Below are 25683 nucleotides of genomic sequence, written 5' to 3'. Positions count from 1 at the left end.
CCTTTTAACCGGTTAACTGGCTGGATCGAAAGCGATGATGGAGCCGATCCGATATCGCGAACACTCCTTCCGGCCAGACAATGATCCGGTCTGGCGGAAACGAGGGCTCAAAACGTTTCTGCCGCGCAGACTCCTAGCCCCTTGTTCTATACCATTTCCTGCATGCACTTGACGGTTTCTCTGCCGCAGGATGGCGAGGGCCTGGGTGCGATGTGGGGCCGGGAAAAGGCTCTTGAGTACTTTCAGGCGGCGGGTTTTCGTAAGATTGACGTCCATGAGCTCGAACATGACTTCCAGAACTACTGGTATGTTTGCCGTCCCTGATCAAACCGGCCTGCGCACGCGGCTCTGTCAGGATTTACGGGAGGCCCGAATAGCCGGGCCTTCTTCCGGCAAGCCGGTAAAGAGCGGCAAGAAGCCCCCGAAGCAAGACAATAGCCGGCCACAGCAACCAACTGAGGATGTACAGGGTTGGTACAAGAATAATCAACCAGCCTGCAATCTGAACAGCCACGGGAGATACGCCAAGCAAGTCTGCCACGCCGGCGAAAAAATCGTTGATCAGGCTGGGATTGGTGACAACCAGATACCCTGCCCCAAGAATAACCGGCCATTTTGCATAACGTGCACCGCGGAGAATCAACCGTCCACTGCCGGTAATACGGGCCGCCAGTGCCGCTGACCGGGTTGAAAGCCTGGCTCCCTGGGTGGCTTTCGCCGCAGTGCGGCCGGCTCGAAGTACTTTCACTGCGCTGGCAAACACCAGAACATCCACCGAGGCCCACCCGATATCGCTGGCAGAAATCTCATCCCCGGAGCGATAACTCGTTTCCAGCTGCCGCACACCGCTGGTAAAAAACTGGCTGATGCCTTCGGTAACCCGCTCAGTCTGGACCCATTGGATGTTGCCGGTGGTGTCCACCACAAACTGCCCCAGAAAATCATGACCTTCGTTGCGTATAAAGTTCACTGCATACCAGCCACGTTCTTCCGGGGAAAGGGGAGCAGCTTCTTCCAGTTCAGCCGGCTCATTGCCCCGCAACTCAGAAATGTATCCCCTGGCACGCTCGTACTGCCGGGCGGCCTTGTTCATCCATTCGATGGAGCTGATCGGTTGGCTGATAAAGTAGTGAATGGGAGGGAGAGCGCTTTCACCGTAAGTGCGTAACACATCACGGAACTCTGGCTCGGAGGCATAAAGTGGGAGAATGGTGCGAGCCATGTCGGGATAGGCAAGCAGCGCCGCCTGAGCTTTCAGAAGTACTAGCGGGTCATCGCCCAGATCCAGTATGGCGGCCTGTACTTCCACGGGCTCATTACTGATATCGTCAAAGCCGGGTAATGCCTCACGGGCCTGAATCGATATAAGCCTCTGCTCAACGGGAACCGGCCGGGACGCGTAACTGGCAAGTGCGGCTATCATCAGCGCCACACCGAGAATCACCATGGCTTTTTTCAAACACCCACCTCTGGCTTATTGGCTTCAGCCTATACTGCCTTACGAGGCGGCGATTGCCAAAATCACCTAGAAAACCATTAACTGTCCTTGACGTGCGGCCGCTGGTTGTCGCCGTTCAGGATTCCGGGTTGATTACCCGACACCGGTGTCCCCTCCCGTTCTGTCTCCCACCCGGCGACTACCTTTATTGCATTAAAATCCAGTAGCTCGATCCCCTGGCTGCGAATCTTAATCCAGCCAGCTTCCTTGAACTGTCGGAGTACGCGGTTTACGTGAACGATGCTCAAACCCAGTGCGTCTGCAATAAGAACCTGTGGGATACCCACGAGATTCGATAGACCTGTGAAATTTTTGGGCGAGCAACAGGCTGACAGGGACTCTGCTCCTGCATGGCTGGGCACTCCTGTTGAAGGAGACCACCGTTGATTGATATCCAGCAGAAAGTTGGCCACACGTTTATTGGCACTGTGGCGCGCCACCTCCACCAGACGTTCCGTCAAGATTGCCTGCTCCCGGAACAGGAGCTCCATGAACAGTCTTGACAGCCTTGCCGTACGGGAACACTTCTCGGTAATTTCAGCTTTGTCGTAAGCCAGGATTACAGCATCAGAAAGTGTCGTAAGGCCAGTAACATGGGCCTCCTTGCAAAACTCACTCAGCGCAACCACTTCGCCTGGAAAATACAGATCCATGATCTGTCGGCTTCCATCCTCCAGGTGACGATGGTTGAAACAGATCCCCTCTTTCACCAGCAGGAAATAGTTGGCGGGTTCCTCTTCCCGGAATACGACTGAATTTTTTTCAAAGTGCAATCGCTGGGGGGTTATTTCGGCCAGCAGCCGGCGTTCATCCTCTGATAACTGAGAAACATCGTAACTGTCTTTGACAAGGGCCCTGATCAGCTCCTCAGCCATGCGACCTACCTCCATGGGTGTGACACAACCTGACGAAGAATGCACATCAATTTTTAGGATGGAACCAAAGTCCGTTGCCCATCGTTCTACTTGGTTAACCTATATAAAAATAAACCACACAACCCAAAATATCACCAACCACATGATATTAATGAAGTTTAAGCGGCTCTCCATGCCAGGAAATTGACATCGCAATTACATGTTTTTACAGTTCTTTTCAAACGATATGAATTCATGCGCGACATGTTCTTAGCGCGCATTAATAAATCTTATTGGCTCTGTAGGTTCTATATTCGAGGGCGAAAGGCAGGTTAACGCTCAACCCACCTGCCTTTCTCCAGACCAACGGAAAAAATTACCACCCAAGTGTAAATATGGGCACGGACATTCTTCTAAGGCGTCGCCCCACCTCCCGCCGCGCTAACTGTCCACCCTGCGCCAATTCCGGAGTTTCCTTTGAAATCCCGGCAGTAGCACTTCACCCACATCTCCAATTAGCGGCCCTTCACATTCGTCGAGCTGGCCTGTTCTTCGCTTGTTTACGGGTGAGGTAACAACCGGAACACTCCGGTGAAGCAAACCCAACTCATTTCGGAGGACATTTGGCATGAACATCAGAGATGTAATGAATCCGGATACAGAGACCGTTAATGCCTGTGGTAAATGAAGACAAACGCCTCGTAGGCGTGGCCAGTATCGGCGACATGGCGCAGGCACTTAACAAAGACACGGTGGGCCGCATCCTGAACGGCGTAACATCGGAAGGTCGGAGCATAGCGTGAATCAGAGCAGCAAGCATGACCACGAGCACTGCCGGTAATGTGCCCGTTTGTGCCTGGAGTGTGCAGATATCTGCAAGGCACGGGCGGCATGACTCTCAGCTCCGTCAGCCTGGCGGGGCGCTATTACAATCACACCATCAACTTGGAGGAGCCGAGGAATGCGAACCCGTCCTCACAAAGCAAGCCTGTTGCCTGCAGTGATCCTTTTCACGCCGGCCACGGTGAGTGGTTACGGCGAACGCACAGAAATGAACAGCCCGACGGAAAAGACCGGGCAGAAAGCGTTGACCGTAGAGCTACAATCTTACTTCGCCGGACCAGAAGGTTGAACAGGAAATGCTGGGAACGGTCCGCATAAGCCAGCGAGCCTCTGGTGTGGTCATTCAACCAGCGTTGGAAGGGCTCAAACCCGGGCTGCACGGTTTTCATATCCATGAAGGCGGTAGCTGCGCATCCGGTCGCGTCGGAGGCGACGATACCGAAAGCCCTTCCAGAAAACCTTCAAAAGAGGCTGGGGAGCACTGGGACCCCGGTTTGAAAGGGAATCACGAAGGCCCCTGGCAGCATGAGCACCGTGGTGATCTTCCCAACCTTTACGTTAACCCTGACGGTGAGGCGCTCCTGCCCGTCTATGCGCCGAGAGTGTCCAGTAAAGATTTCGAGAACAGGGCGCTGGTCATTCATGCCCGGCGGGACAGCTACTCTGACGAAGAGGGCTCTGCAGGTGGAAGTGGCGATGCCATAGCCTGTGGCGTGCCGGACCCCGGATAACGCTTAATGCGAGACGACAAATCTGCGAGAGAGGTGCGAATGAGCCATGATAGCGGGAAACCCGGGAAATCAGCCGGACATACGGTGGCTAACGTGGCCATTACCCATCCCGACAGGGTTCTCTATTCCGAACAGAGGATAACCAAGGCTGACGTGGCCCGATACTACGAAGCACTGGCGCCATGGATTCTTCCACACCTGAAGGAGCGCCCGCTATCTCTGCTCCGTTGTCCAGAAGGCCTGAAAGGTGAGTGTTTTTTCCAGAAGCATCCCGACACACATTTTGCCAACGAGGTCCCTCGCGTGGCCATTCCCGAAAAGCAGGGAGGCAGATCGGATTATGTTTATATTGGCTCAGCGACGGATCTGGTTTGGCTGGTCCAGTTTGGGGTACTTGAATTTCACCCATGGGGGTGTCGGATCGATGATCTGGAACGCCCCGATACCCTCGTTTTCGATCTGGACCCTGGCCCGCGCCTCTCCTGGAGGGTAATCGCGAAGACAGCAAAAAGTCTTCGTGAGCGCCTGGCGACCCTGGGGCTGAACAGCTTTCTTCAGGCCACAGGCGGTAAGGGGCTGCACCTAATTGTCCCCGTCAGACCGGAGCTGAACTGGGAACAGGCAAAAGGGTTTGCCCAGGCCATTTCCAGGGCTCACGCCAGTGATGACCCAGGGAACCTGACCACCAACATGTCCCAAACGAAGCGCAAGGGAAAAGTATTTATCGACTACCTGCGCAATAGCCGCGGCAGTACCAGTATTGCCCGCTATTCAACCAGGGCGAACGACGGCGCCACTGTAGCAACGCCTCTGCGCTGGGATGAACTCAACGCCAGGGCGACGGCAAACCGATATACGGTAAACAATGTGCGCCGCCGCCTCAGTGCCCTCAGGGCAGACCCCTGGGAGGGCTACGAGGAGGCGCGACGACCGATCACGCGCAAAATGCTGAAACAGCTCAAACTGGAGTAGAAGCCATGACCTTATCGAGCTACCAGCCCTATGCCGAGGCTCGGAAAAAGGGGACTTCCGGACGAAGTAAAATGAACAAGGACGAGTTGATTTCGGCGTTACAGGATACGGGGTGGTTACAGGATACGGGGTGATTGTGCCCGGGCGGCCAGACCCGGGTATAACTGACTAACGCGGGTCAATGGACTCCTCCCCCGCTGACTGATAATCACGTAGCCGGTTGTAGAGGGTTTTCATACTGACCCCAAGAATATTAGCGGCCCTCTCTTTTCTTCCTTTGCACTCTTCCAGGGTCGCAAAAATCAGATCCTTCTCCACATCAGCGATGGAGGAGCCCACACTGATTTTTAAACATGGCCCCTTCGAGCTATCTCTATCTTCCAACGGGTTCATAATTTCATCGGGAATCTGTTCCGGCCCAATAACGGAGTCCGACATGATGAAGGCGCGCTGAAGGATATTCTTCAATTCGCGGAGATTTCCCGGCCAGGTATACTTCTCAAGCTCCGCCAGCGCCTTGTCCGACAGTCGTTTGCAAGTACCTTCCTGTTTGTTCATTTCCGACAGAAAGTGCTCTGCCAGCAGTTTGATGTCTCCCGCCCTCTCACGTAACGGGGGCAAAAGGATGGGAAAAACCTGAAGCCGGTAAAGCAGGTCACACCGAAAGCGTCCTTCTTTCACCTCCGTGTCCGGGCACCGGTTGGTAGCGGCTATCACGCGGATATTCATTGAAAGCTCCCGATCACTTCCAACCCGGGTAAACCGGCGAGTCTCAAGCACCCGCAACAGCTTCACCTGCAGGTCAATTGGCATTTCGGTAACTTCGTCCAGGAAAAGTGTACCGCCGTCTGCCCTTTCAAATACCCCGCGGTGTTCTTTTATCGCCCCGGTGAAGCTGCCTTTTTCATGACCAAAGAGTTCACTTTCGATCAGCTGTGGAGATATGGCACCACAATTCACCGGCACAAAGGGCTCATTGCGCCGTTCGCTCAACTGATGGATAGCCTGAGCCACAATTTCTTTACCGGTTCCGCTTTCGCCACGAAGAAAGACTGTGGCAGAAGTGGGCGCTACGCGGGTGACTTCTTCGGCGACCTGATGCATTTTGCTGGTGGGGCTGAAGAGCATTCCGAGCTCACCTTCAAAACGCTCGTTGTTGTCGCCGGTTTTGTGCTCTTCAAAGTTTCTGTCGGCCTGCGGAATTCCTAGCGCCTCACACAGTCGTCCGTCCTTGCCATAACTGACAATTAATAAATGATCAGAGTTTCCCTGATTTAACGGCGAAAGCCTGGTCGCATCGATAAGTGCCATACAGAGCTCCTTGCTCACGATTCCATAACCAACACTTACGATATTAGGTTCGGCCCCATCAAAATCAAACAACAATTATTAATACCAGAACAGCATGGTTTTAATTCGCTAGAGCTTTTCGAACAAATAATTATATACAACTGTTTTATAACGCTATTTAAAATAATTACGATATGTTATTTTTTTACGTACAGAAAAAACGCACATATATGTGGGCTTACTTTAGATACGCAAATAACGTCAGGACTGCCCGGTTTTTTTCATTCTATTAACACAGGATAATGCGGCAGCTCTTAATGCATGATTGATTTTTTATGACGAACGCGCGCCCCCTCCCAGGAAGGCGCGACGTCCGGAGCATTCTGTCCCAGGCTTCAGGATTTATCCTTCACCCATTTGTCGCCCTCTTTATGATATTCCTCTTTCACTGCCGCCCACGCCACTTTGTGGGCAGTTTCCTCCCTGCCTGCATTGCCACGTCGATCCTCCGGCTTGCGGTACTCCTCCCACGCCGAATTAAAGGCTTTCAGGTAAATTTCCTGAGCATGGGAGGGTAAATTGTCGCGTACGTTATCGGGTAAGTCCGACTTACTGTCGTATGGCATCTGCTCAATCCTCCAGAAATAATGTCTACGGGCCGACCCACGATTTAATCAACCCAGCGACCGCCTGCGGTGTTGATATCAGGATTCAGTGATCATAATGGCTTTGGTATTCACAAACTCGTGCATGCCAAAGCCACCGTGCTCCCGTCCATAGCCGCTCTCCTTGACACCACCAAAGGGAAGGTTGGGTTTTGCCAGATTGTAACCGTTAATATTCACCATGCCGGTATCAAACCTGTCCCTGGCCAGGCGCAGGGCTTTATTTTCATCGGCAGAAAATATGCCACCTCCCAAACCATAGGGAGAATCGTTCGCCACCCGGATGGCTTCTTCCGCATCCCGGACCTTGATCAGCGCCGCTACCGGACCAAATAACTCATCGTCGTAGGCTGGTTGGCCGGGCGCCACGTTTTCCAGCACCGTGGGAGGGTAAAAGAACCCTTTGCCGGCAGGAATCTTCCCGCCCGTCAGACAGGTGGCACCAGCCTTGACAGACTCAAGCACCTGGTCGTGCAGATCGTCCCTGAGATCCCCTCTTGCCATCGGCCCCAGATCGCTCGCCTTATCTGCAGGGTCCCCCATAGTGAGCTTTTCCATCTGTTCCACGTAGGCGTCGCGAAATTCGTCATAGACGGACTCTTCCACGATAAAACGCTTTGCAGCGACACATGTCTGGCCGGCGTTATAGACCCTGCCCTGGACACCGACCTTCACGGCCTTGCTGATGTCCGCATCCGCAAGTACCAGATAGGCATCATTACTGCCCAGTTCCAGAACCGACTTTTTAAGCGCGCCGGCAGCCTGTTGCGCCACAATACGGCCGGCGCCGGGGCTACCCGTCAACGTAACGCCTCGTACCCATTTGTGGTTGATTACCGCTTCAGACACGTCGTGATCAATCAGCAGGGTGCGAAAAGCATTGGAGGGTAAGCCGGCGTCCTGGTACAGCTTTTCAACTTCAAGCGCCATTCCCCACACATTGGCGGCATGCTTCAACAGAACGGTATTGCCAGCCATCAGGTTTGCAGCGCTATAGCGGATGACCTGATACAGCGGAAAGTTCCAGGGTTGTATACCGTATATCACACCCTGGGGCTGGTAGGTGACCAGGGCACGGCCTCCCTCGAGCTCACGGGTTTCATCGGCTAACAGTCCGGGGCCCTCTGCGGCAGTGTATTCGCAGATCGCCGCACAGAGTTCACACTCCTGCCTTCCCTGTTTGAGGGGCTTGCCCATCTCTGCGGTCATGAGTTTCGCGTACTGCTCCTTACGGTCGCGAATCAGCGAAGCGACCTTTCCCAACAGCTCCGCGCGCTCTTCCAGAGAGACATCACGCCAGCCAAGAAAAGCCTGATGGACCTGCTCGATAACAGCTTCAGCCTCATCTTTGGACATCAGTTCATAGGTTCTGAGCACCTCTTCCGAGGTGGGATTAACAGTCTGGTGCGAATTTGCCATTGCAATACCTCCTTTACGGGGGGTCGGCAGACAACTGCACTCTCGGGCCGACGCCAGAAATTGGAACTGCTGTTCGAATGTAGCACGCCAACCCTCGCCAAGACGAAAAGGTTACATAACTGTATAACCCACCAACCGCCTGAATTCCCGGCCTCGTTCGATAACAGCAAAACATTGCAGTATTTTAAACTTGACCGAGGGTTTATCGCGTCTTTTACTAAGCTTTTAGCATGCCTCTTAGAGCAGTAACGGGAAGTCACCGTTTTCAACACAGAAAGTCCGGCAGTTCTGCCCCCTGTGCGGGGATAATCATTGAACAAGGAGTGCGTGATGTCTGTATCCCAACCTGCCCTGTCCCGTAACGATGAACCGATGCTGGCCTCCGAACCTATCCTGGCTTACCTGCAGGAGTACCGGAAGGTTCGTGATGTCACTGAAGAGATATGTCGCCCCCTAGGGACCGAAGATTATGTGGTTCAGACCATGGATGATGTGAGCCCGCCCAAGTGGCACCTGGCGCACGTAACCTGGTTTTTCGAAGCGTTTGTTCTGAAACCGTTTGCCGAAAGGTACAAGCCCTTTCATCCCGCCTATGACCATCTTTTCAATTCGTACTACGAAACCCACAGTACGCCCTACCCCAGACCTGCCCGAGGCTTGCTGTCTCGCCCCACGGTCGATGACATCTATAGCTACCGGCAACACGTGGATGCGGCAATGGCCGACCTTCTGTCGACAGCCCGAATGATGAAAAAGGGTGAAGATCAAGACAAGATTCTCCAGCGATTGAGGTTGGGCCTGCAGCATGAGCAGCAACACCAGGAATTGTTGCTGATGGACATCAAGCATATTTTTGGCATGAACCCGCTGGCCCCGGAATACCGCACCGACCTCGCCCCCACGGGTTATGTCGACGCTCAGCCACTTGGCTGGTTCAGCTACACGGACGGGTTGCGAACGGTGGGGCACGATCCGGCTTCGTCCGCCTTCGCGTTTGACAATGAAGCCCCCCAACACAGGGAATTTTTGGCGCCGTTCTGGCTCTCCAGCAGGCCGGTAAGCAACCGTGAGTTCATGGACTTCATGAGCGACGGCGGGTACGAACGCCCGGAGCTGTGGCTGTCGGATGGCTGGGATCTTGTCAGGCGGGCGGGCTGGAAAGCTCCGCTTTATTGGGAAGACTTCGAAGAAGGTTGGTACTACCGGACTCTATCCGGCCGGCAGCGGGTAAATCCGGGAGCCCCGGTGTGCCACGTCAGCTTTTACGAGGCCGATGCCTATGCCACATGGGCAGGCGCCCGACTTCCAACCGAAGCTGAGTGGGAAGTGGCGGCCCGGTCTGTTCCGATCAGCGGAAACTTCCAGGAAAAAGGCAGACTGCAGCCCGCGCCGGAACACGCCGTCGCCGACCATCCCTCCCAGATGTTCGGGGATGTCTGGGAATGGACCGGCAGCGCTTACCGGCCATATCCCGGATTCAAGGCTCTGCCGGGCAGCCTCGGAGAATACAACGGCAAGTTCATGTCCGGGCAGATGGTACTAAGGGGCGGTTGCTGCGCTACACCTGAATCCCATATTCGCCCGACCTACCGCAATTTTTTTCCACCCCATGCCCGTTGGGCATTTTCCGGATTTCGTTTGGCCAGGGAGGACTGAACATGACAACAGCCGTGCGTTTTTACGACCACCAGCCCGTGGAATCCAGCTCCCTTACCATGCGAGAGGAAGTATTGGCAGGCCTTCGGGCTCCGCAAAAATACTGTTCACCGAAGTATTTTTATGACCAGCTGGGGTCCGAATTGTTTGAGAAAATATGTCAGCAGCCTGAGTACTACCTTACTCGTTCGGAAGAGGCCATCCTTGCAACGGCGATGAATGAAATTGAGGAACTGGCCGGAAAAAATGCCACGCTGGTTGAAATCGGCAGTGGCGCAAGCCGGAAAGTTCGCCTGCTGCTGGAGCATATGGAGATAAGCAGCTATCTGGGCATCGATATATCAAGGGACTTCCTTCTCGAGAGTACAGCAAAGCTGGCGGCTGATTACCCCTGGCTTGAAGTTCACGCCGCCTGCGCAGACTTCTGCCAACGTATAACGCTGCCAGAAGGGCTGACCGAAGGTCCGCTGGTAGGCTTTTTCCCAGGCTCCAGTATAGGCAATTTTTCTCCGACCGAGGCTGAAGACTTTCTCACCGGCCTGCATTCCACTTTGCCGGAAGGAAGCGGCTTGCTGATCGGCGTGGACCTAATCAAGGACACAGCCACGCTGGAGGCCGCCTACAATGATGCGGCCGGGGTAACGGCTGAATTCAATCTTAACCTGCTGAGGCATCTCGAAAGGGAGTTGGGGGCCTCTCTGGACCCCGAGCGCTTCATTCATCGCGCAGTCTTCAACAGCACGCACCATCGCATCGAAATGCATCTGGTCAGCACCATGGCCCAGGTAATAACAGTTGCCGGTGAGACCTTCCGTTTTCAGGAAGGTGAGAGCCTGCACACCGAGAACTCCTACAAGTACTCCATTGACGGATTCCAGGCCCTGGCGCGGCGCTGTGGTTTTGTCAGCCGTGCGGTCTGGACCGATCGCGGGCAGAACTTCAGTGTGCATTACCTTGAGCGCAGGGGTTGACGGGTATGGTTCTATGGATAGCTATTTTTATCGTCATCGGCCTGGCCCTGCTGACCGGCGGTATCAAGCTGATGCTCCTTGGAGGCAGTTGGTATTATATGCTGGCCGGCACCACGATGATTGTGGTGGCCCTGCTTATCAAACCACGGCGTCCGATCGCACAAACTCTATATGCCTTCCTCCTGCTAGCCACCGCTGCATGGGCGTTCTGGGAGGCAGGGTTTGACTGGTGGCCCCTGGCCTCTCGGCTGGGGGTGTTGCTTCTTCTGGCGATTCCGCTGCTGTTTCCGGGCCGGGGGAACCCAAGGTGGGGCGCGGTGTCGCTGGCGGTCGTCTGGGTCGGTGTCGGGCTGTTTTCTGTGGCCAGCATACCCTACGATGCACACAGAATTGAAGGCGAGCTCCCCAAGGAGTCGACGATCAGCGATCCCCGCCTGGGCAACGTACCGGAGGGAGACTGGCTGAGTTATGGCCGGAGCAACCTGGGCCAGCGGTACTCTCCTCTGGAGCAGATTACCCCTGAGAACGTTGATCAACTGGAGCTTGCCTGGCAATACCAGACGGGCGACCGCAAAGGCCCTGATGACGTGGTCGAAACCACCTATGAGGCCACGCCTCTCAAAGTCGGTAATACCTTATACCTGTGTACTCCCCACAACTGGCTGGTAGCGCTTGATGCCGACACCGGCAAGGAGCGTTGGGTCTACGATGCCGGGGTTGCGCCCGAGAGCCAGCGCCAGCATCAAACCTGTCGTGGAGTCTCGTACCTACCTCCTGAGGAGGGGGACCTGCCACAAGTGGAAACAGTCCAGTCTCCCGCTGAAAACCTCGACAGTGTAGAGTGTGACGCCCAGCTGTTCCTGCCCACGTCTGATGCCAGGCTGTTGGCCCTGGACCCTTCGACCGGCGCTCAATGCAGTAATTTTGCAGAAGACGGCGAGCTGGATCTGATGCATAACATGCCCCATCGCCAGGCGGGCTTCTACTACTCCACCTCACCTCCCGTTGTCGCTAGCAACGTTGTCGTTGTCGCCGGTGCGGTTAATGACAACTACAACGTTAACGCCCCTTCAGGGGTGATTCGTGCCTACCACGTCAAAACCGGGAAGCTGACCTGGAATTGGGACCCGGCAAACCCGGAAACGACACAACCTATTGACGAGGGGGAAACCTATTCCACCAGCTCACCCAACAGCTGGGCGGTGGCAAGCGCCGATGAGGAGCTCGGTATGGTGTACTTCCCTATGGGAAATCCGACCCCCGACCAGTTGGGGATGAACCGTACGCCCGAAGAAGAAACCTATTCCTCGTCGGTAGTTGCCCTCAGCCTGGAAACCGGGGAAGTTCAATGGGTCCAGCAGTTTGTGCATCACGACCTGTGGGACATGGATACACCTGCCCAACCTAGCCTCGTGGACATCCGTACCCGCGAAGGCGTCAAACCCGGCCTCGTTGTACCCACGAAACAGGGGGATGTTTACGTACTGAACCGGAAGAACGGAGAGCCCCTCATTCCCATCACGGAAAAAAAGGCGCCGCAAGGAACTGTTGAAGGTGACTATGCGGCGCCCACCCAGCCGGTCTCAGGCCTGAGTTTCCGTCCCCCAAAACTCCGGGAATCCGACATGTGGGGAGCCAGCCCCATCGACCAGATGCTCTGCAGGATCGAGTTCCAGTCGTTGCGCTATGAAGGACAATACACCCCACCCTCGGTCCAGGGCACGATCGTCTACCCCGGAAATTTTGGAGTTTTCAACTGGGGTGGCGTTGCTGTAGACCCTGAACGCCAGGTGATGTTCGGCATGCCTCTTTACATGGCTTTTACCTCGCGGCTGGTCCCCAAGGACAAGGAAGTTCGGGAAGAGGCCTCCAACAGCGGTGAGCAGGGCCTGAATGAAAACGCAGGAGCGCCCTACGGTGTTGAGCTGAAGCCGTTGATGTCGCCACTCGGAATACCTTGCCAGAGACCTCCGTGGGGCTATGTTGCCGGGGCGGACTTACAGACTGGTGAGATCGCGTGGAAACACCGGAATGGCACGATTGAAGATATGGCGCCTCTCCCCCTCCCTTTGAAGCTGGGTGTGCCTGGCATCGGGGGCCCGATTATTACCCGGGGCGGTGTGGTCTTCCTCGCAGCAACGGTAGATAACTATTTGCGCGCCTACAACCTGACAGACGGCGAGGAGCTCTGGCGGGCAAGGCTGCCAGCGGGAGGACAAGCCACGCCAATGACCTACCTCAACAGTAAAGGCGAACAAATGGTGGTCCAGGTTGCCGGCGGGCACGGCTCTATCGGCACGAAAATAGGCGACTACGTTCTCGCCTATAAGCTCAAATAGGTATATCGGCTGACGGAGGCTAGCCATATCAGACTATGAAAAAGTTTCCGGTAAAAAAGGGAAGAAGCTGCAAAATTGACACTCAAGCGCGGGCTCATTAATGGCTCCTGCCTACCCTGGCAGGAGAAAGCGCTCAGCGCCCGAACAGCGCCACGGTGCTCCTCGAGAGGAATGTTGGCTAGCCCCGCACCGGATAGTAACGCTGCGTTGGCATGACGGTTGCTGCTACGTACAGTGCCGGTGGATTCTCCGGCGTACAAACTTACTTTTTAGAGTTGGAGACCAACCATGATCAAAACAGCCCTTTTTTCCACCGTGATCTGCGGTGCTCTGATAGCATCCCCTGTATTGGCGGCAGACACCGCGAGCAGCGAGCAGGACCACCCGCAAACCACCGGTCAGCAGCGTTCCCAGCCTAGCAATGCTGGTACTGAAGCACCCAACCAGCGGTCCACGACATCCGGAGAAATCACTTCTGGCAATTCACCCAAAGGCCTCAGTTTCGATGAGCTGGACCGCAATAGCGATGGCAAACTGGATGAAAGTGAGCTGAACCGTTATGGCAGCACAGCTGCAGGCAATGCGCAAAGTCGCGACACTGACCAGGGAAAGCAAATGCTCGAAATTTACGATCGCGATAACGATGGCGCGCTTACCGAAGAGGAAATAAAAAGCGGCAACAAGTCACGTACGGGAATGGACCCTGAGAAATCCGACATGTAGGAAAGTAGTCCTGGCAGGCGTTACCCTCCAACGCCTGTCAGGGGATCGTGTTCAACGTCCGACCAGTCCCACCCCTCAGCCCGGACAAGATTATGCAAACGAAGCCGGCGATCTTCCAAACGACAGAACACCTCTTCCTGATTATCTACAACCGGCAGGCCCTTGGCCTTGAGCAGACCCACCGCAGGTATTGGAGGCGCTTCCAGATTTGCAGCGGCATGCTTTCTTTCGACTCTGTAAAGGTATTGGGAGACAACCTCACGGGAATTCTCAACGGTAAAGGAATGCCATTGACAGTTGGGCTGCAACCCTTGGGTCAGCAGAGAAAGCGCTTCGTCCAGTCGGCCTAGCTGAACGCCAAGCGAAAAACGTTGGTGTCTGCAATAGAAAAGATCAAGCAGTGGGTAAGCCAGGCGCTGCTCAGAACACTGAATGAGATCGGCGGACACCTGCTCGAGCGCACTTTCAAAGCCCCCGCTCTTCCTGCTTTCCCAGGCTCTTAATACCATTTCCTGCGGGCAACTGCCCAATAGTGAAATCGAGAACGCGAGTTTTCTGCGTGTCACAGCGCCCTGCACCAATGGCACCGCATAGGTGATAACCAGAGTAACCAGAACCAGGCCGTTAAAGGCAGCCAACGCTGTCAAAACACGGGTAACCTCAGACTGTGGTTTGAAGTCCCCCACGCCCAATGTGGACAAAGTAAATCCAACGAAGTAAACACGTTCCGCAAAGTCGGCCGGGGCTCCGCTTTGTGCATTCACTATTCCCCCGGGAAAGGCGCAAAACACCAGCAACCAGCCACCCCATAAGCCCAAGAGCCAAACACCTCCTATGGCGACAATGCCTGAAGGCCCCGCCATAGCCAACACAGCCCGGCTGCCAGAAATAGCATGGACCTGTGCCGAGGCGAACCTGAAGCCGCCAGTAATCAGTCTGGTAATTGGCCCACTACCCTGTGTGGTAAGAGTGGTCCACGCCACGTCGACCATTACGAACAGCAAAACAGCGGCTCCGAATAACAGCTGCAACTGGGAACTCATTCGCCTTTACCTCCATGGAAAGCATACCAATCCGTGATGGCCCTACAGGTGATCCTTTTTTAGTCTCCGGCTCATTAACACAGGTTAAATGCACAACCGCTCTGCTTTGTTCTAATGAGTCTCTGACGCACTACCGATTCGCGATCGTCACGCAAAGGAGGCGGCGATGACTGACCAGACCAGCGAAGATCCCCGCTACCGGTACCCCCAGCCGGATTTCGCGGAGCAGCCTCAACCGATCCCTGGCCGGGAGCGTGAGATGACTCCCCAGCCCGACCATGGGGAAGAGTCCTACGTAGGAAACAACCGGCTCAAAGGAAAAGTAGCATTAGTAACAGGAGGCGATAGCGGCATAGGCCGGGCCATCGCCTTGGCCTATGCCCGTGAAGGCGCGGATGTGGCTTTTACCTACCTGGATGAAGACGTCGATGCGCGAACCACCGAACAGCTGATACTGAATGCTGGCCAGAGGGCGCTGCCCATGAAGCTGGACCAGAGCTCCCGGAAGGCCTGCGACGAAGTTGTGGACGTATGCCTCAGTCAGTTTGGACGCCTGGACATCCTCGTCAACAATGCCGCTTTCCAGAAAAGCTACGAACAGCTGGAAGACATACCAGACGAGGAGCTGACCTACACCTTCAGCACCAACATTGAGGCGTTCTTCTACTTCTGCCGCGCCGCCCTCAGGCATATTCCTCCAGGCGGAAGCATCATCAACACCACCTCAATTCAGGCCTTTGCTCCCAGCATTCACCTCGCCCCTTACGCGGCAACCAAGGCCGCGATTGCCAATTTTACCCTGTCGCTGGCGGCAGAGGGCATCAAACGAGGGGTGAGAGTCAACGGCGTCGCACCGGGCCCGGTCTGGACGCCCCTGATTCCGGCGACGATACCGGAGGATAAAGTTCCGCAGTTCGGAGCAAACACATTACTGGGCCGCCCGGCCCAGCCCGCAGAACTTGCGCCTACCTATGTTTTTCTCGCCTCGCCGGAAGCGAGCTATGTGGTTGGTGAAATTTATGGAGTCACTGGCGGAAGGATGCATATCTGAACCGCCCCACGCAGTTTTCCCGGAAAGGAACCAAGGAGAGAGCGAATGTCCACTTCAAACGATACCAGTACCGACCCTGTCGGAAATGGCGGTGAAACACACCAGCAGGCCAAAGGAACGAGCGACACCCTGACCACACAGCAAGGGGCCCCGGTTAGTGACGATCAGAACTCGTTGCGGGGAGGTAGCCGCGGGCCGACATTGATGGAAGATCAGGTCATGCGTGAAAAGGTCTTCCACTTTGATCACGAGCGGATTCCCGAGCGTGTCGTTCATGCCCGGGGATTTGGCGCCCATGGGTATTTTGAAAACTATGAGTGCCTGTCTGATCTTACCGAAGCCGATATCTTTCAACGCGCCGGAGAGCAGGTGCCTGCGTTCGTCCGGTTTTCCACAGTGGCGGGCAACAAAGGCTCCGGCGATCTGGCTCGTGATGTGCGGGGCTTCGCAGTAAAACTTTATACAAAAGAGGGCAACTGGGACATTGTGGGAAACAATATACCCGTCTTCTTTATCCAGGACGCGATGAAATTCCCGGATCTCGTCCATGCAGCGAAACAGGAACCGGACAGAGGCTTCCCACAGGCCCAGACCGCCCACGATAATTTCTGGGATTTCGTCACCCTGATGCCCGAAAGCATGCACATGTTGATGTGGGCAATGTCGGACCGCGCTATTCCTCGGTCCTTTCGCTTTATGGAAGGGTTTGGGGTCCACAGTTTCCGGTTTGTGAACAGCGAAGGCGAAGCCAAATTCGTCAAGTTTCACTGGAAGCCATCATTAGGGCTTCAGTCCGTTGTCTGGAATGAGGCGCTCAAAATCAATGGCGCCGACCCTGATTTCCATCGCCGGGATATGTGGACGGCTATACAAAACGGCGACTATCCGGAATGGGAACTCGGAGTCCAGATATTCGATGAAGAGTTTGCCGAGCAGTTCGAGTTTGATGTACTTGACCCCACCAAGATAATTCCGGAAGAAGAGATACCGGTCAAGCCCATCGGAAAACTGGTACTTAACCGCGTGGTCGACAATTTCTTCGCCGAGACGGAGCAGGTGGCATTCTGCACCCAGAACATTGTTCCCGGCATCGATTTTTCCAATGACCCGCTGCTTCAGGGCCGCAACTTTTCCTATCTGGACACGCAGATCAAGCGCCTGGGCGGCCCCAACTTTACCCATATTCCCGTCAATGCCCCCAAGTGCCCCATGCGGCATTTCCAGCAGGACGGCCATATGGCAATGACCAACCCCACAGGGCGGGCTAACTATGAGCCCAATAGCTGGGGCGAAGAAGGAGGCCCCCGGGAAAACCCCGAGTCGGGGTTCCGCAGCTATCAGGACGAGGTCCAGGGGTTGAAACAGCGGGTCCGTTCCGAAACCTTCTCAGACCACTACAGTCAGGCTCGCCAGTTTTATGTCAGCCAGACAGACATCGAACAGGCGCATATTGCGGATGCATTCGTATTTGAGCTAAGCAAGGTGGAGCGGGAAGATATACGGGCCCGCATGGTCAGTCACCTGTTGAATATTGACGGGGACCTCGCCAAAACGGTGGCACAAGGCCTGGGTCTTGCAGAAATGCCCGAGTCCGCCAGGGCGGCGATGCCCACCCGGGAAGATCTGCCTGTCTCGCACAAGCTGAGCATTCTTCGCAATGGGCCAGACAATTTCAAGGGGCGCAGGCTGGGCATACTGGTCACCGAAGGCGCAGACGCCGAAATGTTCGCCGCGTTCAAGCAGTCAGTGAAAGACGAGGGCGCGACCCTTGCGGTAATTGCGCCAACCATCGGTGGCGTGAAGGCCAGTGATGGCACACATATTCCGGCAGATGAAAAAATAGACGGGGGGCCGTCGGTACTTTTCGATGCGGTAGTGCTCATAACGACGGACAAGGGCATCGAGCAACTGGCTCAGCATGGCCCTGCCCGGGACTTCGTTAACGATGCCTTCGCGCACTGCAAATTCATCGGGTACACAAAGGAGGCGTTACCGTTGTTCAAGTCTGCCGGGCTCGATAACAAGCTGGACGGCGGCTGCGTAGCGCTCGACGAACCCGCTGACGCAACCGACTTCCTCGGTGCCTGCAAGCAACTGCGCTACTGGAAGCGGGAGGAGGACGTGAACAAGGTTTAGTACGGCTACTGACGGGTGGGATGGAGATGTACTACCCACCCGTCAGTTCAAACGCAGGGCGGCAGCAGCACCCCCGGAACCCCAAGTGCCAGTGAGGCAATACTGGACACCAGGTAAACCGCCGCCGCGGTTTTACTGATAAAAACCCCGAGTCGGTTATCTCGCTGGAGTTTTGCCTGCGACGAAGCCTGCGCACAACGGTAAGCGCACCACAGCAGATAACCTCCCACCAGCGAAGCCACCACTACGATTGCGCCGTTGATCCACGTGCCGGCCTGTTCCTCCGAATCAGGTGGTGCGATGGTGCAACCCACAGACAATCCGCCGTACAGCACCACAAACCACGCCGCCCATATTGCAAGCCCCAGGAACAGATGTACCGGGTGAACAGGCGAGGATTTCATCCGACACTCCAGGCATTGGATAGCAGGACAAAAGCCACGAAACTCACCCAGTACACGCCCAGGGTATACAACCAGAAGGGCTGGATGACCACCGGTTCATAAGGCAACTGGACTGCGGTATAGCCCAATCTTGCCCGTACCGCCTGCAAAGAGGTGAAGATAACCGCCAGGCCACTATGGAGGAGCAGGTACAGTAATATCACCACCAGGACTGCGTCATGTGCTCGTTCGGTTGGCGCCAGCGGCGCAGACACTAACTGGCCCGCAAGCAATACCCAGTGGCCAACCCCCAGTGCCGCAATCAGCCAAAGCCTGGCCCCTAAATGAGCCGCAAACCCCCGGCGAAGGCCTTTTACCAGGTGGCAGTAGGCTATTACGGCGACGGTCAGCACAAGGCCACTGAGGATCATCGGTAGCAGTGTTACCGAGTCGTGGGCAGGCACCGTCCACTCTGGCGCAGCTGTCCATAAATAAAACCAACCGAACATCAGTGAGGCGTAGAAGGTACCATCGGCCATCAGCCCGACCACCATCCCCCAGAGCCCCGGGCCGCTGAAGGTTCGGGAGTGCAATGGCGGCGCACCCGCTTCATTGTGATCTGTCGGCGCAGCCCTGGGATGGGCACCATTTTCCCAACCCCAGCGCAGCACCAGTCCCAGGGCGACAATGGTAAACACCGCGGCCAGCAAGTAAGCCTTCATAAGCAGGCTGACACACAGCGCCGCCAGGGCCGACGCGGTCATCAACGGCAGCCAGGAGTTGGTAGGCAAGTGAACCACTTCCTGCAGTTTTCCAGTGGTGGCATCCGACCCATAGATATCGCGGCGCAGGGCCTGGACGTCCGCCAGCCCATGCTCGCCTGCGGCGATACTTTCAACGAGCCTGGGGGTGTGCCACATGGGGTGGCGGGTATCCACGCTCGGGAGACTCGAAAAATTAAAGGTATTCACGGGCATCGGAATTGCCCACTCCAGGGTATCGGCACCCCAGGGGTTCTGCTCCGCCCGCTTCCCGAAACGGAAATGCAACACAATATCCACAACAATCACCGCCACTCCGATGGCCATAATAAAGCCACCGACCGAAGAAACCAGGTTCAGCCAGTCCCACCCCAGCCCTGCTTCATAGGTGTAAATCCGCCGCGGCATACCCAGCAGTCCGGTCAGGTGCATCAGCAGGAAAGTAAGATTAAAACCGCCAAAAAATAGCCAGAACCCCCAGCGACCAAGCGAATCTGACGGCATTCGACCGGACACGTGGGGCAGCCAGTAATAGAGCCCCGCCACCAGCGGAAACAACATCCCCCCGACCAGAACATAGTGCATGTGCGCCACAACGAAATGTGTGTCATGCACCTGCCAGTTGAACGGTGCAAGAGCCAGCATCACCCCCGTCAGGCCACCACAAACAAATACTACAAGAAAGCCAATGATCCAGAGCATCGGCAAATGGAAAACCACCTTTCCCTGCCACAACGTCGCCAGCCAGGAAAATATCTGTATACCTGTAGGGATAGCCACCAGCATGCTGGCAACAGAGAAAAACGCCTGGGCGAGATGAGGGATGCCGACCGTGAACATATGATGCACCCAAAGGCCAAAACTGATAAAGCCCATGGTAATGATGCTCAGGACAATCCAACGGTACCCTACCAACGGATGGCGGGCAAAGACCGGTATCAGCGTTGATACGATACCTGCCGCTGGCAGAAAGATGATGTAAACCTCCGGGTGGCCGAATAACCAGAACAGATGCTGCCATAATAGCGGGTCTCCGCCACCGGCCGTCTCAAAAAACACAAAACCGGCAGCCCGCTCCAGCTCCAGAAGGACACTTCCCAGAATGAGTGGCGGGAAACCAAATACGATCATCAATGCCATGGCGAGAATGTACCAGCAGAAAATCGGCATCTTGTTAAGGGACATCCCTGGGGCCCGGGTTCGCAGGATCGATACCACCAGTTCAATCCCGGCCGAGATCGCGGATATTTCCACGAAGGTGATCCCCAGAAGCCAGAAATCCGAGCCCGGGCCCGGGGAGTAGGTAGCGCTGCTCAGTGGCGTATACATGAACCAGCCAGCATCCGGGGCCACCTCAAGAACCAGGCTGGAAAGAACGATCAGGCCACCGAATACGTAGCAGAAATAGCCCAGAGCGCTGAGCCGGGGGAAAACCAGATCTCTGGTCCCGATCATCTTGGGGATCAAGTACATGGCCAGGCCTTCCAGTACCGGGATGGCAAACAGAAACATCATCACGGTGCCGTGCATGGTAAACAGTTGGTTGTATAACCCGCTCTCGATGATGTCCTGGCCTGGCAATGCCAGCTGGGTCCGAATCAGCATGGCCAGCAGGCCACCCACAAGGAAAAACATCAAACCCGTGGCTATGAAACGCAACCCAACCGTGGTGTGATTGACAGCAGCAAGCGCTCCCCAACCCGGCAGGTTACCCCACACACGCTCCAGCCGCTGTTGCCGCTCGCGATTTTGCGCCTGTGCATACTCACTCATCCGAAACCTCCTGGCCAACCCACTGCTGGTAATCGGAAGGCTCGTGGGCTGTAACGGTGAACCCCATATGCGCGTGGTCCCTGCCACAGAACTCGGCACATTGCCCCCGATACGTGCCGGCTTCGTCAGCATGAAGCCTCAGTATGTTGGTGTGGCCCGGTATGGCATCAAGCTTGCCCCCCAGCCGCGGCACCCAGAACGAGTGGATCACATCGGCACTGGTCAGATGCAGGTTTACAGGCCTGCCTGCGGGGATATGCAATTCGTTCCTCAGACTGATGCCCGAATCCGGATAGTTCACCTCCCACCACCACTGGTGCGCGGTGACTTCTATCCGCAATTCCCCGCCTTCCGGCGAACTCTGCGGCAACATGCGCTGCCCCAGCGGGAGGCCAAAAGCCAGAACAACCGTAATGGTGCTTACGGGTAACGCCAGTCCCCCCCAGATAATCCACCGCTTCTGGACCTTGCGGAGATGAGCTGCGGAGGCTTTGCCCGGGCTCCGCTTGATGGCAAAGAGCCATAGCGCGATAACCCCTACCAGTACCGCGGTGAACCACCCGAACATCCCCCACCATAACCACGCTGCAGAATGTGCATTGGGCCCGGCTGGCGCCAGAATCGAAAATTCCCCGGCACAGCCAGAGAGCACAAGGGAGATGCCAGGGCCCGCCATCACTGCTAGGCTTTTAATTTCGGCAAACCACCCAGTTTTATAATGACAACCATGCTCAGGGAGCCTGCCATGGAGAAGGAGCAAATCATCAGCCGAATGTCGATTTTGGGGCATCCGATCCACCCCATGTTGATCCACTTCCCGGTTGCAGCGCTGCTTGGCCTTATCGCTACGGATATCGCATTCGTGGCCACTGCCGATGGCTTCTGGGCAAGGGCTGGCTTGTGGCTGTCTGGCATCGGAATGGTAGGGGGCTGGGTTTCCGGGTCGGTGGGCTTGCTTGATCTGATCATTGTCTCCCAGATACGCCGCCTGGTGATTGCCTGGTGTCACGCACTGATCGCCGTGATGCTGCTCTCCCTGGCCACCCTGAACTGGTTTGTGCGGATGGGGGGCGCGGAAAAACTGATTGAACCCTGGGGGCTCTACCTTTCCTTGCTCACCGGTTTGCTGATTACCGTAGCCAGCCTTCTCGGCGGCGAACTGGTGTATGAACATGCAGTTGGAGTTTCGCCAGAGAAGATGGCAAAACGCAGGCGGAGAGCCGGGAGGCAGTCTGAGGAACATTAAAGGCCGCCAGCTCATAGCAGGCCCTCGAACGCTGGCTTGGCCAGCACGATCCATAAAATAGCTGCCGCCAGCAAGCAGGTCGTCAAACCCGAAGCCAGACAACAACGCCTGACAGACTTTCCGCCGAGAGCTTCGGCTCGTGTGATCAGAAGTCCCAGAAGCAGATGGTTGCTGACCAACACCACTACCAGCGTGAGCTTGGCAATCAGCCAGATGCCAATGGAGGGAGCCAGCACAAACACAAGGGTCCCCGCTATAATGGCAGCGAGTGCGAAAGGGGTTACAACGTGGGTGAAAATAACACGGGGTAGATTCGGCGCCCCGGCCAGCCCGCCGGTTTCGGAGCTTTCCCTCAGATGACTCCCAACCACCAGCGCCGGGATATAGATCAGCCCGGCTACCCAGAAAACCAGGGTGATAATGTGAAGAACCAGCAACCAGTCCATTCTGCCCTCACACTCCCTATGCCAGGATTCAAAGAATGGGTCACATCGTTATCCTACCACCAGGTACCGGCGCTTCAACGGCCCTCTCCATGACCAGAAACTCATCCAACAGAGCTTCAAGATCTTCAGTATGGCGAGGCTTGGGTCTGCAACCACTCATGCCTGCAGAGACGCACTTCTGACAATAGTTCCACTCACGGTTGCTGGTTATGCCAACTATCGGTGTCCCGGCAGGGAGAAGACGCTGGCCACGAATCGCCCGGGTTGCCTCAATCCCGTCCATGTAAGGCATCTCCCCGTCCATAAGAATCATATCCCAGGGTTCATCCGCTACCGCCAGTAAAGCTTCAAGTCCGTCGCATACCCCGACTGAACGCACTCCCAGGCCGGACAGTTTCTTACACAACACCATCCGCACGCCGGCATCGTCATCGACCACCAGTACACGCGGTGGTTTACGAAGAATGGACTTAAATATACGGGAGGGACGTCGCGGCTCGGGTGGCAGCTGTGGTTGCACTTCGGCAATACTGGCCGGAGTTTCTCCACTTAGCAGCATTTTCACCCAACTTCGCAGTGTCAGAATCAGAAGCACCACCGACAGAACAATACTGACGGGGACATGGTATGGAAGCCAGTCATTGAAGACCTTGATATCAAAGCTGGAAAACAGAATCCACACCACAACGGTCAGGCCGGAAACCACGGCAATGCTTTTGTAAGCAGCCGCATCAGGCCGACGGATAAGCTGGTTGAACGTGGGTGGCGAGGCACCAAGTAGTTTGATTTTCATAGTCCCTTACTCAATCTTATAGTTTTGAATGAGGTACCCACGCTACCAGCATAATCCTTAACTGGCCTTAACATAAGTTTACATTTTCACGACGTGTCGTTCTCCTACCCTGTCTCCCTCAGTCACATACCTGACCGTTTACTACTGGTGTGCAATCAGTGGTGTGGTCCGTTGCCGGGCGGCCAGGTGTTCCGGCCTGGGGTCAGTACGACCAAAGGGCTGCACAAGCCGGTTACTGACGGCATTATAGACAAAGAACAGATTCGCCCGCGGCCATGGGGACATATTCCTGTTCGACGCGTGCAGTGTATTGCACTCAAACAGCAACAACGATCCTGCCGGACCCGTGGGGGCCTGTATTCCATTCCTGTCAGCCAGGCTGCCAACCGCCTCCCTTGAGGGCAAGCCAACCGATTGCTTCTTCAGGGACTGCTCCCAGTTTCGTTGTGGCGTACTCCCGGAACAGGGGACGAAACAGTTCTGGGACCCCGGAATCAGCATCAGCGGGCCATTAAACGGATTGTTGTCAGTAAGCATGATAGAAGCACTGACTGCACGCATTTCAGGCATGCCATCTTCACTGTGCCAGGTTTCAAAATCAGAGTGCCATTCGAATCCGTTGCCACAGAATCCAGCCTTACTGTTTATGCGGGATTGGTGGATATACACATCGTCTCCCAACAGCTGACGCACGATGTCAAGCAACAACTTGTCCCGGGTCAGCCTGTCGAACGCAGGAGAAAGCTCGTGCATCGCAAATACCGAGCGTATTTTTTCCCGGTTCGTATCCATGATCACTTCGTCCCGGTCACAAAAGTCCCGATCTTTCGCCATCTCGTCGAGTTCGGCGAAAAACGACGAAACCACATCCTGGGTAAAGAAGCTTTCAAGCCACAGAAAGCCGTCTTGCTCATACTCGCCTACCTGAGCCGGGCTCAAAGGCCCTTCTTCCCTCTCCTTCTCGTTACTGTGAACGACTGGCTCAGTTCGAGGGAACATTTCTTGCGCATTTACCTCTCTGGTTCGGTAGTAGTCGGTTCGGTCCAACATATACAGACTCCGTTTCCTGATTTGTTCAATGAATTCGGAGCCGACGCTACCATCGACGTATTTCTGGCAGAGATAACATAGGTTGTGTTATTACACAGGGCACGCGTGCAGTATCTCCACGATTACCAAAGCGATAGGGGGAACCATGGGATCGAGTTGCATCGTTAAACACTTCCAGCACTACGCGCCACTGTCGGTGGCAGAGCGGGAGCTGCTGGACTCGCTGGAAAAGAGCCCGAAGGAGTACTCGAAGAACACCCAACTGTGGAGCCAGGGGGACCCATGCGAGGCATTCTATTCCGTTAAAAAGGGTTGGGCCTACTCGTTCAGAGACATGGAGGACGGCGCTCGGCAGGTGCTGGATGTCTACGTTCCGGGTGACATCATCGGCCTTCGCGATTTTGGTTTTCAAAAGCGGGTATCCGGGCTCAGATTGCTTACCAACAGTGTCCTGTGTGCCTTTCCGAAACCACGACTGACAGAGGTATTCGCTGAATCCTTGCTGCTCTGTAACATCTTCTTCATGATTTCTTCACGTGATCAGGCAATTCTGGTGGAGCGTCTGGTCAACCTGGGGCGCAGAACAGCGCGGGAAAAAGTCGCCCATTTTCTGGTAGAAATGGCACGGCGGCTGGAGAAAACCAATAACCGTGTCGCCAATCACCTACACCTGCCACTTACACAGACTCTACTCGCAGACGCGCTCGGCCTGAGTGTTGTGCATGTCAACCGCACCTTTCAAGAGTTGAAGGAAGAGAAGCTGGTCGAGGCACCAAACTCCGGCATTATGCTGCTGGATATCGAAGGGCTCCAAAAGGTCGCCTGCTTCGACCCGTCCTACCTGGATGAAGACCTGGACGGTGTGCTGAAGCGTGCCGCCCCATAACGTTTCGGTCAGCCACTTGTGATGAGGGGCCCTGCCCCTCCCTTAAAAAAACACGTTCGGAGCGGCCGGAATTAACCTGTGATAATTCTTCTTTCCCGCAGGCGGGCGCAAGATGGATACGCGTACGTTCACATTGAACCTGCTTGAAGGAGCT

The 25683-nt window shown here is 55.5% G+C and carries 24 protein-coding genes; 12 read left to right on the top strand and 12 right to left on the bottom strand.

All coding sequences use genetic code 11. The features are described from left to right. Positions 1-358: 358 nt before the first annotated feature. Together ABJM11_RS07545 and ABJM11_RS07540 are read right to left on the bottom strand one after the other, a co-directional pair. Positions 359-1459 carry a hypothetical protein gene (locus ABJM11_RS07545; protein WP_348295136.1) on the bottom strand — a complete coding sequence of 367 codons (1101 nt, stop codon included), beginning with the start codon at positions 1457-1459 and terminating at the stop codon, positions 359-361. A 77-nt stretch (positions 1460-1536) separates the two neighbouring features. Then, positions 1537-2373, bottom strand: a complete 837-nt coding sequence (locus ABJM11_RS07540) for a Crp/Fnr family transcriptional regulator (protein WP_348295135.1) — start codon at positions 2371-2373, stop codon at positions 1537-1539. Between the two features lie 650 nt (positions 2374-3023). Between ABJM11_RS07540 and ABJM11_RS07535 the strand changes: the two genes are divergently transcribed. From ABJM11_RS07535 to ligD, 4 genes are all read left to right on the top strand, one after another. Continuing rightward, positions 3024-3155 carry a hypothetical protein gene (locus tag ABJM11_RS07535; protein WP_348295134.1) on the top strand — a complete coding sequence of 44 codons (132 nt, stop codon included), beginning with the start codon at positions 3024-3026 and terminating at the stop codon, positions 3153-3155. Between the two features lie 158 nt (positions 3156-3313). Further along, positions 3314-3484, top strand: coding sequence for a hypothetical protein (locus ABJM11_RS07530; protein ID WP_348295133.1), 171 nt, complete (start codon positions 3314-3316; stop codon positions 3482-3484). A 7-nt stretch (positions 3485-3491) separates the two neighbouring features. After that, positions 3492-3926, top strand: coding sequence for a superoxide dismutase family protein (locus tag ABJM11_RS07525; protein ID WP_348295132.1), 435 nt, complete (start codon positions 3492-3494; stop codon positions 3924-3926). 39 nt (positions 3927-3965) lie between these two features. Next, the gene (gene ligD / locus ABJM11_RS07520) at positions 3966-4898 is read left to right on the top strand and encodes a non-homologous end-joining DNA ligase (RefSeq protein ID WP_348295131.1); all 933 of its coding nucleotides are present in this window, start codon (positions 3966-3968) and stop codon (positions 4896-4898) included. Between the two features lie 168 nt (positions 4899-5066). Here the strand turns inward: ligD and ABJM11_RS07515 are convergent, their stop codons facing one another. From ABJM11_RS07515 to ABJM11_RS07505, 3 genes are all read right to left on the bottom strand, one after another. After that, positions 5067-6209, bottom strand: coding sequence for a sigma-54 dependent transcriptional regulator (locus tag ABJM11_RS07515; protein WP_348295130.1), 1143 nt, complete (start codon positions 6207-6209; stop codon positions 5067-5069). 374 nt (positions 6210-6583) lie between these two features. After that, entirely contained in the window at positions 6584-6814 is a 231-nt protein-coding gene (gene chaB, locus ABJM11_RS07510) for a putative cation transport regulator ChaB (RefSeq protein WP_348295129.1), read from the bottom strand. A 78-nt stretch (positions 6815-6892) separates the two neighbouring features. Next, positions 6893-8272 carry an NAD-dependent succinate-semialdehyde dehydrogenase gene (locus ABJM11_RS07505; RefSeq protein WP_348295128.1) on the bottom strand — a complete coding sequence of 460 codons (1380 nt, stop codon included), beginning with the start codon at positions 8270-8272 and terminating at the stop codon, positions 6893-6895. A gap of 372 nt (positions 8273-8644) precedes the next feature. Here ABJM11_RS07505 and egtB point away from each other — a divergent pair, with 372 nt between their 5' ends. The 4 genes from egtB to ABJM11_RS07485 all read left to right on the top strand — a co-directional run bounded on the left by egtB (position 8645) and on the right by ABJM11_RS07485 (position 13961). Continuing rightward, positions 8645-9928 carry an ergothioneine biosynthesis protein EgtB gene (gene egtB / locus ABJM11_RS07500; RefSeq protein WP_348295142.1) on the top strand — a complete coding sequence of 428 codons (1284 nt, stop codon included), beginning with the start codon at positions 8645-8647 and terminating at the stop codon, positions 9926-9928. Positions 9929-9930: 2 nt separating this feature from the next. Continuing rightward, positions 9931-10899, top strand: a complete 969-nt coding sequence (egtD, locus tag ABJM11_RS07495) for an L-histidine N(alpha)-methyltransferase (protein WP_348295127.1) — start codon at positions 9931-9933, stop codon at positions 10897-10899. Between the two features lie 5 nt (positions 10900-10904). Beyond that, positions 10905-13238, top strand: a complete 2334-nt coding sequence (locus ABJM11_RS07490) for a glucose/quinate/shikimate family membrane-bound PQQ-dependent dehydrogenase (RefSeq protein WP_348295126.1) — start codon at positions 10905-10907, stop codon at positions 13236-13238. 288 nt (positions 13239-13526) lie between these two features. Beyond that, positions 13527-13961 carry a hypothetical protein gene (locus tag ABJM11_RS07485; protein WP_348295125.1) on the top strand — a complete coding sequence of 145 codons (435 nt, stop codon included), beginning with the start codon at positions 13527-13529 and terminating at the stop codon, positions 13959-13961. Between the two features lie 20 nt (positions 13962-13981). Here ABJM11_RS07485 and ABJM11_RS07480 read toward each other — a convergent pair whose 3' ends face one another. Then, a complete protein-coding gene (locus tag ABJM11_RS07480) occupies positions 13982-15004 on the bottom strand; it encodes a potassium channel family protein (protein WP_348295124.1) in 1023 nt (340 codons plus the stop codon). Between the two features lie 166 nt (positions 15005-15170). On the opposite strand from ABJM11_RS07480, the gene ABJM11_RS07475 reads away from it, so the two are divergent. Together ABJM11_RS07475 and ABJM11_RS07470 are read left to right on the top strand one after the other, a co-directional pair. Next, positions 15171-16055 carry an SDR family oxidoreductase gene (locus tag ABJM11_RS07475; protein WP_348295123.1) on the top strand — a complete coding sequence of 295 codons (885 nt, stop codon included), beginning with the start codon at positions 15171-15173 and terminating at the stop codon, positions 16053-16055. Between the two features lie 45 nt (positions 16056-16100). After that, positions 16101-18191 (top strand): catalase, encoded by a 2091-nt coding sequence (locus ABJM11_RS07470; RefSeq protein WP_348295122.1) that lies wholly within the window; start codon positions 16101-16103, stop codon positions 18189-18191. Positions 18192-18238: 47 nt separating this feature from the next. Here ABJM11_RS07470 and ABJM11_RS07465 read toward each other — a convergent pair whose 3' ends face one another. From ABJM11_RS07465 to coxB, 3 genes are read right to left on the bottom strand one after another with little or no spacing between them, the layout of a single operon-like run. Beyond that, positions 18239-18595 (bottom strand): hypothetical protein, encoded by a 357-nt coding sequence (locus ABJM11_RS07465; RefSeq protein WP_348295121.1) that lies wholly within the window; start codon positions 18593-18595, stop codon positions 18239-18241. Beyond that, positions 18592-21108: a cytochrome c oxidase subunit I gene (gene ctaD, locus ABJM11_RS07460; RefSeq protein ID WP_348295120.1), complete on the bottom strand. Its 2517-nt coding sequence runs from the start codon at positions 21106-21108 to the stop codon at positions 18592-18594. Before ctaD ends, ABJM11_RS07465 begins: the two co-directional genes overlap by 4 nt. Beyond that, complete coding sequence (coxB, locus tag ABJM11_RS07455; RefSeq protein WP_348295141.1) at positions 21101-21784, bottom strand: cytochrome c oxidase subunit II; 684 nt, start codon at positions 21782-21784, stop codon at positions 21101-21103. Before coxB ends, ctaD begins: the two co-directional genes overlap by 8 nt. Before the next feature lie 69 nt (positions 21785-21853). Here coxB and ABJM11_RS07450 point away from each other — a divergent pair, with 69 nt between their 5' ends. Further along, the gene (locus ABJM11_RS07450; protein ID WP_348295119.1) at positions 21854-22354 is read left to right on the top strand and encodes a DUF2231 domain-containing protein; all 501 of its coding nucleotides are present in this window, start codon (positions 21854-21856) and stop codon (positions 22352-22354) included. 11 nt (positions 22355-22365) lie between these two features. Here the strand turns inward: ABJM11_RS07450 and ABJM11_RS07445 are convergent, their stop codons facing one another. The 3 genes from ABJM11_RS07445 to thpD form a co-directional block, all read right to left on the bottom strand. Further along, positions 22366-22800, bottom strand: coding sequence for a CopD family protein (locus ABJM11_RS07445; protein ID WP_348295118.1), 435 nt, complete (start codon positions 22798-22800; stop codon positions 22366-22368). Between the two features lie 40 nt (positions 22801-22840). After that, positions 22841-23593 carry a response regulator gene (locus tag ABJM11_RS07440; RefSeq protein ID WP_348295117.1) on the bottom strand — a complete coding sequence of 251 codons (753 nt, stop codon included), beginning with the start codon at positions 23591-23593 and terminating at the stop codon, positions 22841-22843. 141 nt (positions 23594-23734) lie between these two features. Further along, positions 23735-24643, bottom strand: coding sequence for an ectoine hydroxylase (gene thpD / locus ABJM11_RS07435; RefSeq protein WP_348295116.1), 909 nt, complete (start codon positions 24641-24643; stop codon positions 23735-23737). Between the two features lie 145 nt (positions 24644-24788). Between thpD and ABJM11_RS07430 the strand changes: the two genes are divergently transcribed. Further along, positions 24789-25529 carry a Crp/Fnr family transcriptional regulator gene (locus ABJM11_RS07430; RefSeq protein WP_348295115.1) on the top strand — a complete coding sequence of 247 codons (741 nt, stop codon included), beginning with the start codon at positions 24789-24791 and terminating at the stop codon, positions 25527-25529. The last annotated feature ends 154 nt before the right edge of the window (positions 25530-25683 follow it).

Origin of the sequence: Marinobacter sp., from assembly GCF_039977835.1 — a bacterium.
Classification (GTDB): Bacteria; Pseudomonadota; Gammaproteobacteria; order Pseudomonadales; family Oleiphilaceae; genus Marinobacter.
The sequence above is the reverse complement of the archived record's forward strand: the minus strand, read 5'-3'. Positions and strand labels throughout refer to the sequence as shown.